The 15,397-nt window shown below is 57.5% G+C and carries 12 protein-coding genes and 1 pseudogene; 8 read left to right on the top strand and 5 right to left on the bottom strand.

Features of this window, described 5'->3' with window-relative positions:
• Window positions 1-267 precede the first annotated feature (267 nt).
• Entirely contained in the window at window positions 268-786 is a 519-nt protein-coding gene (locus GGD65_RS40485) for an ABC transporter substrate binding protein (protein ID WP_312017758.1), read from the top strand.
• A 42-nt stretch (window positions 787-828) separates the two neighbouring features.
• Here the strand turns inward: GGD65_RS40485 and GGD65_RS33280 are convergent, their stop codons facing one another.
• Window positions 829-1,245 (bottom strand): hypothetical protein, encoded by a 417-nt coding sequence (locus tag GGD65_RS33280; protein WP_183238007.1) that lies wholly within the window; start codon window positions 1,243-1,245, stop codon window positions 829-831.
• Window positions 1,246-1,881: 636 nt separating this feature from the next.
• Window positions 1,882-3,462: a winged helix-turn-helix domain-containing protein gene (locus GGD65_RS33275; RefSeq protein ID WP_183238006.1), complete on the bottom strand. Its 1,581-nt coding sequence runs from the start codon at window positions 3,460-3,462 to the stop codon at window positions 1,882-1,884.
• A 151-nt stretch (window positions 3,463-3,613) separates the two neighbouring features.
• On the opposite strand from GGD65_RS33275, the gene GGD65_RS33270 reads away from it, so the two are divergent.
• The 3 genes from GGD65_RS33270 to GGD65_RS33260 all read left to right on the top strand — a co-directional run bounded on the left by GGD65_RS33270 (window position 3,614) and on the right by GGD65_RS33260 (window position 6,203).
• Window positions 3,614-3,850 carry a DUF1127 domain-containing protein gene (locus GGD65_RS33270; protein WP_183238005.1) on the top strand — a complete coding sequence of 79 codons (237 nt, stop codon included), beginning with the start codon at window positions 3,614-3,616 and terminating at the stop codon, window positions 3,848-3,850.
• Between the two features lie 239 nt (window positions 3,851-4,089).
• Window positions 4,090-4,683, top strand: a complete 594-nt coding sequence (locus GGD65_RS33265; protein WP_183238004.1) for a DUF6647 family protein — start codon at window positions 4,090-4,092, stop codon at window positions 4,681-4,683.
• Between the two features lie 512 nt (window positions 4,684-5,195).
• Entirely contained in the window at window positions 5,196-6,203 is a 1,008-nt protein-coding gene (locus tag GGD65_RS33260) for a methyltransferase (protein WP_183238003.1), read from the top strand.
• Between the two features lie 204 nt (window positions 6,204-6,407).
• Here GGD65_RS33260 and GGD65_RS33255 read toward each other — a convergent pair.
• Window positions 6,408-7,993: pseudogene (locus tag GGD65_RS33255) on the bottom strand (winged helix-turn-helix domain-containing protein).
• A 160-nt stretch (window positions 7,994-8,153) separates the two neighbouring features.
• Between GGD65_RS33255 and GGD65_RS33250 the strand changes: the two are divergent.
• Complete coding sequence (locus GGD65_RS33250; protein WP_183238002.1) at window positions 8,154-8,864, top strand: hypothetical protein; 711 nt, start codon at window positions 8,154-8,156, stop codon at window positions 8,862-8,864.
• Between the two features lie 22 nt (window positions 8,865-8,886).
• Window positions 8,887-9,228, top strand: a complete 342-nt coding sequence (locus GGD65_RS33245) for a hypothetical protein (RefSeq protein ID WP_409362775.1) — start codon at window positions 8,887-8,889, stop codon at window positions 9,226-9,228.
• A gap of 623 nt (window positions 9,229-9,851) precedes the next feature.
• Here the strand turns inward: GGD65_RS33245 and GGD65_RS33240 are convergent.
• Window positions 9,852-11,081 carry a hypothetical protein gene (locus GGD65_RS33240; protein WP_183238000.1) on the bottom strand — a complete coding sequence of 410 codons (1,230 nt, stop codon included), beginning with the start codon at window positions 11,079-11,081 and terminating at the stop codon, window positions 9,852-9,854.
• Between the two features lie 377 nt (window positions 11,082-11,458).
• On the opposite strand from GGD65_RS33240, the gene GGD65_RS33235 reads away from it, so the two are divergent.
• Window positions 11,459-11,965, top strand: coding sequence for a lipocalin-like domain-containing protein (locus GGD65_RS33235; protein WP_018318191.1), 507 nt, complete (start codon window positions 11,459-11,461; stop codon window positions 11,963-11,965).
• Window positions 11,966-12,228: 263 nt separating this feature from the next.
• On the opposite strand, the gene GGD65_RS33230 is transcribed toward GGD65_RS33235, so the two are convergent.
• Window positions 12,229-13,872 (bottom strand): winged helix-turn-helix domain-containing tetratricopeptide repeat protein, encoded by a 1,644-nt coding sequence (locus GGD65_RS33230; protein ID WP_183237999.1) that lies wholly within the window; start codon window positions 13,870-13,872, stop codon window positions 12,229-12,231.
• A 497-nt stretch (window positions 13,873-14,369) separates the two neighbouring features.
• On the opposite strand from GGD65_RS33230, the gene mddA reads away from it, so the two are divergent.
• The gene (gene mddA / locus GGD65_RS33225) at window positions 14,370-15,149 is read left to right on the top strand and encodes a methanethiol S-methyltransferase (RefSeq protein WP_183237998.1); all 780 of its coding nucleotides are present in this window, start codon (window positions 14,370-14,372) and stop codon (window positions 15,147-15,149) included.
• Window positions 15,150-15,397 lie beyond the last annotated feature (248 nt).

Raw genomic sequence — 15,397 nt, 5'->3', positions numbered from 1 at the left:
CACGTCGTCGGGTTGGCTTTCTTGCTTTAGGTGATGGGAGCGGGCAGGCCCTTAATCAAGCCGAGCGTCTTTTCCTTGATGGCCTGCGAGACCACGGCTGGGTGGAGGGAAACCTGATTATCGAAACCCGCTTTTCCCATCCTCCCGATCGACTGCCAGCTTCAGTCGCCGAGCTGATTGCTCTCAATCCCGATGTGCTAATCGCTGCGGGACCCCCAAGCGACCCTAGCTCTGAAATCGGCAACTTCCACCATTCCAATTGTATTCGTGGCTGTAGCCGATCCCGTCCGTCTCGGCCTTGTGCAAAGTCTATCGCGACCGGGTAGCAACATAACGGGTATTGCGACCAACGTTCCGGAAGAATTTTTCGGAAAACGTCTCGAAATCCTTCGTGAACTCGTTCCCGGCGCCTCGAAAATCGCGATCTTGGTCAATCCAAACAACCCAATGCTATACTTAGTGGAAGAGACACGCCTTGTGGCCCGGAAGCTCGGCATAGTGCTGCTGACAGTTGAAGCGACAACCGCCGAGGAACTTGACCTCGCCTTTGCCTCGGCCGCTGCCCAACACGCCGACGCGATAATAGATTTCGGCGATCCGCTCACCTATGTCCAGGCTCCGCGAATGATCGCGCTCGCGGCGCAGTATCATCTGCCCGCAAACTACTTGTTCCATATCTACGCCAATGGTGGATTGCACGTCGGCCCAGATATCATCAGTAAGCCGCACCGGCGATGGCGAAGTTCGGCTCAGATATGGTCTGCGATCGGGGCACACCGGAAGTGACACGGCGCCGTTTAAACCGGTGCCGGTGACCCGTTGCTGACGTTAGCTGCCTCGCCGGCTGCCTGTCCGAGCAAAAATTATCAGCAGCGGATACGCCAGCGCGAGAATGAAGATCGCGTCGAACAAATAGATCGTCACTCCGCGCCCAGACAACGCTCGCAGCCCAAACGTAAACTCTCGTGCGTCAGAGAACAAGATCGGCAGGTTGAGAACGGTCGACGTGAAGCCGCCGATCCAGCCACCGTCGCAGGCGAAGCCTTGCTGTCCGTCGGACAAACTGCACCCGATGGATTTCAGCAAAGGATAAAAGAGAAGCTCCAAGGGGGCTATAACGACCGCAGCCCCCACGACGCATAAGCAAAGTAGGCTCACGCCCCGAAAAACTTTGAGCATTGCCGACGCCGCCATCCGCAAGAGTATCAATAATAATTGCCGGTTGCGACTGTTTGGTTGGCTCATTGAACGGCATTAGGAGGCTGGTAAACGGACCCTTGCGGCGGATGAGCTTCCGTTTCTGGCCCGACGGCGAAGTTCTGATGTGCTTCTAGCAAGTCGGCTTGTCAGGGTGGACCGGAAGCCGCGATCCCGCGCAACAAGGGCTCAGTTTGTTGACTTTGCAGCTTCGTTCAAAATTGAGCGTTCGCCAACATCAAAGGTGGGCATATTTGGCCTACGCTTATGCGAATGTCCTCTCGCGATCGAGGCGCGACTTATTCGTTACTAGGCACCGCGATGAAAGAGCCACAGTGGTATGACGTATTAGAGCCGCGCGAAGCGGTCTTCGCAGGCTTTGTTGAGTTCGCCATTGTATGCCCGCTTGTCTGTTATGCCTCTTACGTCGGGTATGTATTCTGGGGCTATAGCCCTAGGGAGTGGAAAAACCTCGGAACGGCTCTGGTCGTGCTCAGTTTCGCTGTCCCGTACGTTCTGATGAGATGGGTGGTAAGGCGGCGATAGACCGGGGCCCGCCGACTGGTGATTTTTCTACTGACGCGTAGGCGAGGTTCGGGCGGCGTCATGAGTTGTCGGCTTATTGGTGTAGACCGGAAGCAACTGGCCGACTTTTCAAACGGCGCTGATGACCCAATTCGGACATTACCCCTCCGGCACCCCGGCCATTCTCAGGGCCTCATAGAAGCGCTCGCGGCCGGCCAGATAGGTCGGATCAATGCTCGGCAGGTGGGTGCGCGCCCGGCTAATGGTGAAAGTAGGATTCAGACCAAGCCCCTCGCGGGCCGCGCGCTTCGCCTCGTCGACCACTCCTAATCGCGCCAACGCCGCGCCGAGCCACAAATGCGCGAGCGGATGGTTCCGATTGGCCTCTACGTTGCGGCGTAACCAATCTACGGCTTCCGCGTTAGCGTCGAGGTGAAACTTGGCCATACCCACGATCATCAGCCAAATGTAGGAGCGGGAGTCGCGAGGGGACAGCCGAAGCGCCTCCTGCACGCAGGCTTCGGTTTCCGCTGCATGGCCGATGTATACTTTGGCGAGACCGATCCAAGCGTGAGCATGGGCTAAATTGCGATTGAGCACTAGCGCCCGTTCACATTCAGCGATGCCCTGCTTCGCGCGGTTCCCTAAAACAAGAACGATACCTAAGCGAAGATGTGCCAACGCGTGCTGCGGAGCCAGCGACAAAACCCTATTCAAGGTTGCCTCAGCGGCCATAAGGTGTGGGGCTGGCTCGTCGGTCAACAAGGCAGCGACCATTGCCTCCTCCACACCTGCTCTGCCGACCAGTGCCTCGATAAAGTCAGGATCTAAGGCCAACGCCCGTTCAAAGAACCCGCGCGCCTGCGTCAGGTGCTCCGGCGTAGTCCCCCTGTTAAATGAAGCAATGCCTTGGAAATACAAATCCATTGCATCCATGCTTAGCGAGTGTTCGGCTCGTTTGGCCTCGGCTGTCACGAGCTCAGCATCCATCGTGTTGGCCAAGCGGGCTACGATTTCGTCCTCCATGTCGAACAGATCGGACACTAGTTTATCGAACCGTTCAGCCCAAAGGTGATTGCCACTTTCGGCATCGACGAGCTGAACGTTCATCCGAAGCCGGTTGCCACTTCGGTGGACGGAGCCTTGGAGAACATAACGAACTTTCAACTCGCGCCCGATCTTCTTCGGGTTGACCGCCTTCTCCTTGTACGTGAATGCGGTATGTCTGCTGATCACGAAGGAGCCGCTGATGCGCGAGAGGTCTGTCGTGAGGCTCTCAGTCACGCCATCGACAAAATAATCCTGCTCGAGATCGCCGCCGATGTTGGCGAATGGCAGCACCACGATGGACAGACGTGGCGGCGCCGTCGCCTTTGGCGTTTTGTCGCTACACTGCGCTGCCGAACCAGCCGGGGCAACAGTCGGCCTTTGGGCTTCCTGCACTGCACCAACAAAGCAGAAACCTTTGCGAGGCAGTGTCTTGATGAGGCGCTGTTTCTCGCCCGTATCGCCGATGGCGCTGCGAGCGGCATTCAGACGCGTCGTAAGCGCGGCATCGGAAACGACACGTCCGTTCCAAACGGAGCTGATGAGCTCGTCTTTGCTGACAACGCGCTCCCGGTTTCGGATCAGGTAGTCAAGCAGATCGAGCACCTGAGGTGTGACAACAATCACGTCCGTTGCGCGGTGCAGTTCGCGTCGGTCGGTATCCAATGCGTAGTCCTCAAAGAGATAACGCAAGCTGGCATTCCTTTTCGAGGTCACCTCTGAAGCCGCAGGAGCGCAAAGAATAAGCTGCTGGTAAGGAGAATGTAAGCCACCTGTTAAGCGCGCCAGCGGATGTGCTGGCAGCTTTAGCTTGGTGAAAACAGCCCAACTTGGACATACCGCGATGAGCACGATCCACGGGACCACTGAGTTCGGACCGGCAACCGCAAGGCGGCAGTATTACAGCCCTCTCGAAGCATATTGGGATGCGTTTTGTGAGTGGCGCAAACGCGAGCGGCTGCGAACGCAGCCTTGTTGCCTGACGGACAGCGAGCTGATGGACATTGGTATCACGCGCGGTGAGATCGACTTCGTCGCCTCGAACCCGTCCATCGACCCAACCGACTTTCGTTCATCCTAGATCGGCAATGGGCAATAGGCGTGCCCACCGTCACTACGATAGACGCTCTGTTCGTATCCCGGCGAGGTACCACCCGCGCCGCTCACCAGCATACTCGGTGACTGGCGTTGTGGCCTTCTCTGGTTGTGAATGGGTTCACAATGGCGCCGGCAAGCGAATGCTATGACTCCAGCCATTCAACTGCTGACTGAGGGTATTTGAAGAGCGTCTCTATTCCGAACAGCCTCTAGGAGAGGGTCATGTTCAAACAATTCCTTTTGGTCGCTGTAGTTGCCTGTGTCACGTTGGCGACATCCTCAAGAGCTCATAGCGAATATGCTTTGGAGCGCAGCGCGTCCACTGGGCCGCGCTCGGTTTTGTTGCATTCTGATGCGGTTCAACCTCCGGAAGACCTTTTGAACGACATTGTGGCTTGGCTCTCATCAAATTTTGGCCTGCCTGCCATCAAAGATCGCCCTGCCGCTGAATTTACATCGAGGATGGAGCTTGCGAGGCTGCGTGCAAGGGACCTTGCCTCTTCCCAAAGCTTCATAGGAAACGATGGGCAAGTAGATCAGCGCGAGGTTGTAGCACTCTACGACACCAATACGAGCACGATCCTGCTTCCTGACGATTGGGTTGGGGCTTCGCCGACGGATCAATCGGTCCTGGTCCACGAAATGGTCCATCACCTTCAGAATCTAGGAAAGCTCAAATTTGAGTGCCCGCGGGCGCGAGAGAAGACGGCCTACCTGGCTCAGGCTAAATGGCTGGAGCAGTTCGGGCTGAGCTTGGAGAAAGAGTTCGCCGTGGACATGTTTACGGTGCTGATTTCTTCGGCATGCTTGTATTGATCGTGACCGGTCGATTTGGTCGCTGTTCGACGATTGCCTTTCCGAAGGAGCGAAAGGCCAAGATCTTGTACGTACGGACAAGATTTCAGCGGATTTGATCGATGGCCAAACTCTTCGTGGTCCTTGCAATTACATTGGCGATCCTGGCGATGGCGCGGGGGCAGCAGAATCAATTTGTACCGCTACCAACAGGTCCACTGCCAGCCGCGCTTATTCCCTGAGTTCGCCAGGGGGGGACGTGTTCACCCAACTGGGCGATGGCGCACAGGTCGGCTCATCGCCTATCTGCGAGGTAGCGCGCAACCGAGAGAGGTCTGCTTATTGCCGCAGAACTGACCAGACTTACTCAGCCGGCGTTATTCGCAGTTTGCCCTTACGCGGGCCTCGAATCTGAAGGATCTTCATTGTGTTACATCGTGCGCACCGCGATTTCTGAGATATCATTCGTTTGCGGGCAATCTCGTACTCGATGCATCTTTACTGTGTGCGGGACAGCAGCAGGAGGTGAGACCATGGCGACCAATGCTTTGTCGGACGTTATGCGGTTGATTAACGGTTATCAGATTTCGCAGGCCATTCACGTGGCGGCCCGGCTTGGCATAGCCGACTACCTTGGTGGCGGGCCGCTAAGCAGCAATGACCTTGCTCAGCTCAGCGGATCCCATCCGCGGACACTTTATCGGCTCATGCGGGCGCTGGCTTCAGTCGGCGTTTTCCATGAGGCCGAGAACAAAACGTTCTCGCTCACCCCGATGGGCGAGTGTCTTCGTTCCGACTCGCCGACTCCACTCGACGGCTGGGCCGCCTATGTCGGCCGACCTTATGCCTGGCAGGCCTGGAGCCATCTTGAACACAGCGTCCGCACCGGCGAGTGTGCCTTTCGGCATCTCAATGGCAAGAGCGTATGGGAGTATCGCAGCACCCGTCCAGATGAGAACGCGATCTTCAACCGAGCCATGACGGCGAATTCTCGCGGCGCGGTCGAAGCTATTATTGCCGCCTACGACTTCAGCAGCTTTCGTCACGTCGCGGATATCGGGGGTGGTGAAGGCCAACTGTTGGCGGGAATTCTCGCGGCAAACAAGGGCCTGCGCGGAACGCTGTTCGATCAGCCGCACGTGGTTGGCAAGGCGGCCGAAGTTCTGAACCAACACGGCGTCGCCGACAGATGCGAAATCGTCGGAGGCAGTTTCTTCGAAACCGTCCCGGAGGGGGCTGACGCCTATGTGATGCGGGCGATTATCCACGATTGGGACGATAAGGATGCGATTTCGATCCTGAAGACCTGCCGCCGCGCTATGACGGCTGACGCCAGATTACTCCTCATTGAACGTGTGGTAGAGCCGCCGAACGAGGGGCCGATCTCGAAATTCAGTGACCTCAATATGCTAGTGATGCTCGGGGCGCTTGAACGGAGCTACGACGAGTATTCGGCGCTATGTCGAACGGCCGGATTTGAGATGCGCGGCACAGCCCCCGCAGGCCCGCACTTCCAGGTCATCGAGGCAGTTCCAACTTAGACTGAACCAGTGCGGGTCTTTCGTTCACGGCCGCGGGGGTCTGCATAAGGATGCGCTTCAACCAGAAGTCTGATTGTGGCCCCATTTGCGAAGTTTCGCCTCGGCGGTCGGAAGTCCGCTCGTTGAGCCAGAGCGGACCAGATCTGCTCAACCGGATTTCTTCGCGTTTTGACCCGAAACAGACATGACCGTATCGTCGGTCGCTTACCCCTCCGGCACCCCGGCCATGCACATGCCCTCACAGGTATGCGCGCGCCCAGCGAGGTAGGTCGGATTGTCACCCAATGCGCCGGCGCGGAAGCGGCGGATAGTGAAACTTGGATTGAGCGCAAGCCCCGCTTGGACCGGGATCGCGCCTCATCTAGCCGACCGAGATGCGCCAGCGCCGCGGCGAGAAAGAAATGCGAGCGTGGATGATTTCGGTTGTTCTCGACCGAGCGACGGAACCGCGCGACGGCTTCCTCGTCAGCCCCTATCTGTAGCTTGGCGAGGCCCGCGACCATCATCCAAACAAAGACGTCCGTATCGCGGGGGCTGAGGCGGAGTGCCTCTTGGACGTGAGCCTCGGTCTCGGCCCCGCGACCAAGAAAATACTTGGCGTGACCGATCTCCCCGTGCGCGCCAGCCAAGTTTCGATCCAGCGCCAATGCCTGCTCGCAATCAGCAATGCCTTGGGCCGCGCGGTTGGTGAACATCTTGACGCGTCCCAGAAGCCAATGGGCCCGCGCGTGCTGTGGGGCCAGCGACAGAGCCTTGATCAAGGCCGTCTCAGCCGCCGCGAAGCGCGCGGCCCGGTCATCGGCCAAATAACTGGTACCAGTTGCTTCATTAACTTCCGCCATGGCGACCAGCGCCTCGACATTTTTTGGGATCGAGCGCCAAGGCACGTTCAAAACAGCCGCGCGCCCCTGTCGTGTATTCGGCGGTCCTTCCCTTGTTAAAGCAAGCCATGCCCTGGAAATACAACTCCATCGCATCTGGATGCAGCGAACGCTCCGCCCGCCGCGCCTCAGCCTCAATGAGTTGGGCATTCAAGATGTTGGCGAGCCTCGATACGATCTCGTCCTGCATATCGAATAGATCGGTGATGGGTTTCTCGAACCGCTCGGCCCAAATATGATGGCCCTTTTCAGCATCTACCAGCTGCACGTTCACGCGAAGCCGGTTGACACCCCGCTGCACCGAGCCTTCCAGTACGTAGCGGATGGCAACTCGCGGCCGATCTGCTTGAGATCAACCGTCTTGCCTTCGTAGGTAAATGCAGTGTGTCGTCCGATCACGAGTGAGCCGCTAATTCGCGACAAGTCTGTGGTCAGGCTCTCGGTCACGCCATCGACGAAGTAGTCCTGCTCAGGATCGCCGCCGATATTAGCAAACGGGAGCACAACGATGGAGAGACGCGGCGCTGAAGATGAGCTTGGTGTCGTGCTGCCGCTATGGGCCGCCGAGCCAACCGGCTCGACTGCGGGCCTCTGCGCTTCCTGCACTGTACCGACGAAGCGGAAACCTTTGCGCGCGAGCGTCTTGATCAGGTCCTGTTTTTCACCAGTGTCGCCGATTGCACACCGCGCACCATTGATGCGCGTCGTCAGCGCGGCATCCGAGACGACGCGACCATGCCAAACGCCGGCGATGAGCTCGTCCTTACTGACGACGCGTTCCCTATTCCGGATCAAATAGTTCAGAAGGTCGAATACCTGCGGCGCGACAGAGATTGTCTCGGCTCCTTGCCGCAGCTCCCGCCGTTCCGTGTCCAGCGTGAAATCCGAAAAGGAGTAAAGCAAATGCATCCTCCTGCGGTACGATCGTACCCCGTGGAGCGGATATGTAAGCAGACGGTAAGAAGAATGGAAGGCGCCTGTAAAGCGCTTCTCATGACCTTGGCGCATCCTCGTGCGCGGCTGAGCAGTAGAAACTTCTTGCGGATCCCGCGTCACGAGGGAGGACGTCATGAGGCGGACGGCTGCACTGACGTGGGCTGCCACAGCAGCGAGGCTCTTGATCTGGGTCGTATGCGTTCTCGCCTCTGCGAACCGCGCTCACGCTCAATGCTCGGCGCGCGATGTGTTGCAGAGGCAGTTAGTGCTCAAGGCGGCGCCCGTTGTCCCGACGCGCATGGGTCCCGTAACGTCCGTTTCGGATGTTGCCGAATGGAGAACGATCAGCATCGGGACCTTCCCGGATACGTTCGCTCTCCTCACCGCGCTGAATAAGATTGGTTGCGGCGTCGGTAACTCGGCTGCGGAGGCTCTTGCCCGACCGGCGTTTGCGCTCAGCAGTACCAGAACGGCGGTAACACTTCTGACAGTGACCGCCGCCGATCTGGGCTTCAGCGGTGAGACGGTGCCATTGCGGCAGATGTACGAACTCGCGCAGCAACTCGGCTTTCGTCTTGCACCGCCCGAAATCGCTCCGCAGCTCAGACTTCAATATCTGGACCAGCCCGTAGGCGAGTTTCTCGTCATCGGGATGAACCCGATCCGGATATGGACTGGTGAAGAGGTCATCCTGACCGTCGCAAATGGGGGAGCGGGTCTCATTCTCATCGGCCAGGATGGCCGCGCCGACGCGGAAATACCAGTGACCTCCCGCTTCGTGTTCCTGCGCTCCTTGCCCATTACGCCAGCTGCGCTAAATCGAAACGGATTTTCCGAGAGGTGATGAAATGCTGGCGACCAGAGCGATGAAGCGCTTGGCGGCTCAAATCTGCCTGCTGCTGGTGTCGACCGCGACATTTGCGCGAGATGACGGGCGCTATGCGAATTCCCCGCTAAAGCCTTGGTTCGAGAGTCTGCAAAGCGAATTCGGGAAGTGCTGTGAGGACTCCGACGCCTACGTCGTCTCCGATCCGAATTGGGAGTCCGATCACGGACAATATCGCGTTCGCATCGACGACGAATGGGTGCTCGTGCCAGATGGCGCTGTCATCAAGCAACCCAATCTTGCTGGACGGACCATGGTCTGGAAGCACTACATCGATGGACATCCTCGTGTCCGCTGTTTCATTCCGGGCAGCATGACGTGATACGTCAACCGTCTAGTGAACCCGCGATTGATGATCTGGTCCACCATTGGTATCGTTGCTCAGTTCCGTTAAAGGAAGAGGCTTCGTCTCTCTGGTACGGTGCTTACATCCGGAAATAGCCCCTTCTGGTCTTACCGCCACCAGTCCAATGTCTGGTGTCTAGGGAAGACCTGAAGGGACTTCCGGCGCAGCAAGCCAGCGCTCGTGACCTCTACCGAAAGTCAGTCGGTCCTACCTGGCCGTCCACAGTTGGTAGATATCGCAGCCATTCACCGGATCGGATGCTTCAAGGGTCAATACCTCGGTGCGAGGCGACGTTGTCGATCTCGCCGCGCGTGGTGCCGATATCCGTCAGTTCTCCATCACTTGAGTCGGTCACAGCAGCGCTCAATTTCTGGCGTTCGCGCCGCTCATCAGTTCCGCTCCTGGCCCATCGGCGACGTGGCGGCATCCCTATAGATGTCCGCTTGTTGAGACACGGCGGACCAGATTTACTCAGGTTGAGTTTCGCAATTTTGACCCGAAACGGATCCTGTGCTGGTCGATGTCGCTATCGCAGGTGGAGCGGAAATCCGGTAGCAGTGCCGCTCGGCGCGGCGCACGACGCCGCCGACAGCAAGTAGTTACTGCTGCCCCCAGGCCCTTGCGACAGATCGATAGCTCAGCTTCGGCGCCTGCTGCTCGACCGGATATGTCGCGGCCTTTGGCCACCACCAGCCGCTTGGATCCCACTGGGGATACGTGGTATCCGCTTGAAAATTCTGCTTTGGAAATCCCCAGCTGCTATCAGGCCCAAAGCGCATGAGGCCGAAGGTCTTCTCCGCGCCGGCTTCCCATGGACGCTCCTCGTTCAGGAATACGCAGGCGCCCAACATCATGCCGTTGCTGCTACCGGGCTTTGATGCCGCGATCTGCTCCAAGAGCCACTCTGCCTGCTGGGCCTCACCTCCAGTCTGCTCGATGCTCGAGCCGAGCTCAGTGAACATGACGGGCGGAGCGGAAATGTCGTAACGCTTCCAGTAGTTCGGCAAGCTGTTGGCCAAGTAGTCCCGGATGTAGGAGCCGGGGTTTTGCGGATTGGTAGCAAACACGATGCGCTCGTTCCAGAAACTGGCCGAATCGTGGTTGCCGATTCTGCCGCGCTGGAGAAGGACGTCCCGCACCTTCTTGAGATAGCCCGCGCCGGGAATATTGTCTTCCACACCGAACGATGTGCACACCATCACCGGCAGGGCATTCTGATCTAAGATGTTGTTCTTACCCTCCCATTCAGCGATCCATGTCATGACAGTGACCACGTGCGCCGGATCTTTGTCCCACCACAATTCATACTCATTGAAAATCTTCCACATCCCCACACCGGGAATAGGCGCACTGTTGGGGGGCACAGCCACCGAATAGACCTCGCTAATGATCTCCTCGACATTCTTTCGGGCTTCGGCGATCTTGTTTTGGCTCAGGAGCATCATCGTGTAATTGCTGATTGGAACAGTCGCCTTCATGCCCTGATCGTGGCAGACACGCAGGAAGCCGGTGTGCTGTCTGAGCAGCATCAGTTTGCCGTTTTGATCTTTTTGCGAGATAGGCGCTGCCCAGTCGTAGCAATGAATGAAATTAACGCCCAATTGCTGGCGAAAGCGATAGAGGTCCCTTCGTCCGCGTTCGCCCATGCCGTTGGGGTTAAGGAAGCCCCACAGTTCCTCGAAGATGTTGTTGTAGAAATCTGAATTCTCATACAGCGAGCCTGCTGGTTGAGTTTTCGTGTAGTTAGTTGGACCCGGCATGTAAGCTATGCCCTGAAGGTTCGCGACGCCGAAGTGCTTACACCGTTCGAGGGCAGTCATATTTGGCATCGAGGATATCCTCCGAAAAGTGGCGAATTTCAACCTGTGCGAGTAGATCCAATCTGCTAGAAATCTGGAGCAAAGTCACGAGCAATCACCGCCCTTGTGATGTTCTGCCCAGTGCGGGTCGCGACAACGTAACCAAACAGTTTATAGCTTGGCCGCAACAGAGAGCCTTCCGCTAGCCAACAACCAACATCGACGGACGCCAGCTCTTGGCCCAAAGCTGCCTAGCTCAGTGCTCCTCCGAGCGTCGGCTGTCGCGGGAAGACCGGAAGTGGCTAGAAGCGCCGTCGACCGCCGATTTTGATCCGAAGCCTACCTTTCGGCCTTGCGCTGATGTCGGCGTCGGCTGACAATTTATACTTACAAAACGGAGAATTGCGATGAAAGGGCTTTTCGTCACCATTGCACTCGGCTTCATCCTGTCGGGGACCGCATTTGGTCAGCAGAAGTCGGCTAAAGACGCCATTGTCGGCGCATGGTCCCTAGTGTCTGTTACCAGTGAGATGGACGACGGCAAAAAAGGAGAGCCGTTCGGCCCCTCTCCAAAAGGCATAATCATCTTCTCGAACGACGGCCACTTCTCCCTATTTCAATCAAGTACAGAAATCCCGAAGATTGCGGCCAACGACCGTGCCAAGGCCACGCCCGAAGAGGCTCAGAGCATCGTCGCATCGAGCATCGCGTATTACGGCACCTACTCCATTGACGAGCAGACCAAGGTGATGGTGGTCAACCTTGCCGCCAGTACTTACGCGAACGTTGCTGCTATTCCCAATCAGAAGAGAACCATCACGCTGCTATCCGCCGACGAACTCAAGTTCGATAATCCCCGAACGCCGAACGGCATGACGCTTCGAACCGCGTGGAAGCGCGCAGCAGCGCCCTAACAATCGACTTCCGTTTGTGGCCCTTGGCTGACATTAACCCAGAGCGCGAGCGTGTCCGTTTCCGTCGGCTAACCAGACCAAGTTCATGCCTGCCACGAGGGCAGTCTTTGAACCCGGAGAGACAAGACGATCAAGCCTCCCCCGCGATCGTTGCCGAGCGGATCACCCACGCATATTTTTGACTTTCACTTTGAACGAATACCTGGACGAGTCAGGTACATCGGGGTGCGTTGAGGTCCGTGCCGCAACTTAATGCGTAGCAGCTAGTCTTCGCGAACGCCGGCCGAGCGCAGTCCTTCAGTGTACTTGGTCAAGAATCGGGCGTCCCTACAGAAGAAGAGCTCTCTCCGGGCAGTTCCGGTCGTGTAATCACTCTTGCGCTCCATCAAATCTAACAACGCGGCGCTTGCTTGCGCCTCGTCACCAAGGCGTCCTAGCGAAGCGGCCAAGGTCGCAAAGGCACGATACGTCGCGTTCGCTTGGCGCGTCGCTCTGCGGGCGAATTCCGCAGCGATATCGTACTCTCCAAGGGAAAAGTGTGCCCATGAACGGGTGTGGTGGAAGCTCCACAGATGGCTGTCGCGTGGACTCAAGATCGTGGCATGGTCCAGCAGTGTTTCCGCTTCGATCTCGCGTCCGCACCATAGAAGGTTGAAGCCTTGCGCAAAATAGCCTTGTGCGAAGCTGGGATTGAGCTCCAACGACAAGCCGATCGCGGCGAACGCTTCTTCGTTCTGCCGAGTGAGGCATAGAGCGCGTCCCAGCGCGCAATGGCAGAAGCAATCCAACTCGTCGAGAGATACGGCGGTTCGGGCTTGGTGCAAAGCGGTTTTGAGCCGAGGGCCCCTGGCTTCCGGCGCATCGTAGAGAGAACGTTGAATATTCACATAGCTAAGCGCGCCGTGTCCTCTCGCGAAACGCGGATCAGCGGCGATTGACCTCTGAAAGTATTCTTCCGCAATGTCAAAACCCGGCGTCGTAAACCGCCACAGATTCCAGAGGCCGCGCTGGTAGCAGTCCCAAGCATCAAGGCTTTCCGGCGGCTTGCGAGCCGCCAGCTGCTGTTCCACTTTCGACAGCTCGGGCTCTATGGTGGCGGCAATCTGTCTTGCCATCTCTTCCTGAATGTCGAAGATGTTCAGCAGCTGAAATTCGTACTTTTCGGACCAGAGCTGCTGTCCGTCTGCGGCCCTCGCGAGCTCCGTGGCAATACGCACCGAGTCGTCAGTCTTCCGAACGCTTCCTGACATGACGTAAGTCGCACCAAGTTGGGCGCCCACTTTGCGAGCGTCGACGGTCGTGCCCAGGAAGCCGATTGTGGAATGGCGGGAGATCACGGAAAGCCATCGGTTTCTGGCGAGAAGCCGGATGATGTCTTCAGTGAGCCCATAGCTGAAGTATTGGTTTTCGGGATCGTCCGAGATGTTCGCGAACGGAAGGACGGCAATCGAAGGTCGGGTGATCGCCTCGGCCTTGACTGCTTCCGAAACGACGTCATCCAAGCGAGAAATCTCGACCTTAACCGAACTATTCGGCGGACTTTCCAGATCGACGGCTTCGCTGGGCACAAGCCCAACGGCATCGGCGTCCGAGCTCGGCACTTCTTCGACTTCGCCTATGAAGCGGAAGCCGCGGCGATGCAAGGTCTTGATGAAGCGTTGTTCAGTACCGCTATCGCCGAGCACGCGCCTGGCCCCGTTTATGCGACTCGAAAACGCGGCTTCCGAGATGATCCGGCCGTTCCAGATGTTGTCGATCAGCTCATCCTTGCTGACGACCCGATCGTGGTTTCGCAGCAGATGAACGATTAGGTCGAAAACCTGCGGTTCGGCATGAACGGTCGAGCCGCCCCGGCGCAGTTCATGCTGCCCGAGATCAATTTCGAAGTCCGCGAAACGGTATTTCATTACCAGCGCCCCTTAATGCAAGGCGGACGAACGACCAAGTAAAGGAAAAATAAGAGTTTCCTTAAGGAGTCCGCCAAGCAGTCCGGACAAGCGCAATCTACAGACCGGTGAAATGGCGTTCAACAGGAGAAGCCATATGACCGTCCTACCTCAGGTCCACACCCGTCTTTCGCACAGCGTGAAGCGACCTGACCGACTTGCGTCGTCTTTGCTTGCCTTTCGTTTCAGGGGAAAGCTCTCCCTGTCACGCCGCGTTCTGGTCGTGGCCGCTCGGCTAAGGCGGGTGACGAACGAGGCGATTGCGGCCGCAATCGCCGAACAGATGAAATTTGCGCTGAGGGAGCAGCGGCTCGCCGCGAGTTCGCAACTCGTTCAAAGATCAACTCCCTACTGCCCCCTCGACCAGCTGATCGCTTGGGCGGCAGCACGGCTAGGCCGCGGCCGACGATTTTAAAATGCACGTATCTCGAACCTTTTCGATTGCGATGGAGATTGAGATGACTATGCCACTGCATTCCGACCGAAATTTTGATCTGGCTACTCCCTCCCGCAGGACAAGATTGCTCGCCCTCGTCTACGGCCTGCTCTCGTATGCTGTTTTTCTTGGCACGTTCATTTACGCCATCGGCTTCGTTTCGGGGGTCCTAGTGCCAAAGACAATCGACGACGGCAGGACCGCGCCGTGGAGTACGGCCCTGGCAATCAATCTCGCGCTGATGTCGATCTTCGCCGTGCAGCATAGCGGGATGGCACGACGTGCTTTCAAGTCGTTCTTCGCGCGCTTCTTTGCTCCGGCCGTCGAGCGCAGTACCTTCGTCCTGCTCGCGAGTCTTAGCTTGATCTTGCTGTTCTGGCAGTGGCAACCGCTATCCAGCGTTGTGTGGAAGATCGATGGCCCGGTCTTCGCCGGCGCCGTCGCCGCGGGAGCAGCGATCGGCTGGATCATCGTGCTGTACAGTACGTTCCTGATCAGCCATTTCGAGCTGTTCGGATTGACCCAGGTGATCACGCACTTCATGGGGCGGGTTGCCCAACCCATCAAGTTCAAGACTCCGGGACTTTACCGTTTGGTTCGGCATCCGATCTATCTCGGCTTCATAATTGCCTTCTGGTCCACACCGCTAATGACGGTCGGCCACTTCCTCTTCGCATCGATCACCACGGGTTACATCTTCCTGGGAATTTGGCTGGAAGAAAGGGATTTGGTCGCCTTCTTTGGGGACGAGTACCGCAAGTATCGCGAGCGAGTCGCAATGCTGCTCCCCGGTCTCTTTTGATCGACCAATATTGTCCGCGAACGATCGGCGCATCGGCGGGCCGTTCGGCATTCAACCAAACGTAAAAATAGCCGCGACGGGAATTTTTTCTCGTGTCTGTCGTGAAGGCGGTGAGCTGGTGTCTGCTCCTGATGCTGTGGACGGCTCCTCCACGGGCACGAGAGTGCCAAGGATGGGGCGCCGTTTGAGGCTCCCACGATTCGGAGGAGCAGCCTATGCAATCAATTTCGACGATTGGTCTGGATATC

Origin of the sequence: Bradyrhizobium sp. CIR18, assembly GCF_014198295.1 — a bacterium.
In the GTDB taxonomy this organism is placed as follows: Bacteria; Pseudomonadota; Alphaproteobacteria; order Rhizobiales; family Xanthobacteraceae; genus Bradyrhizobium.
This window is presented reverse-complemented; position numbering and strand designations above follow the sequence as displayed.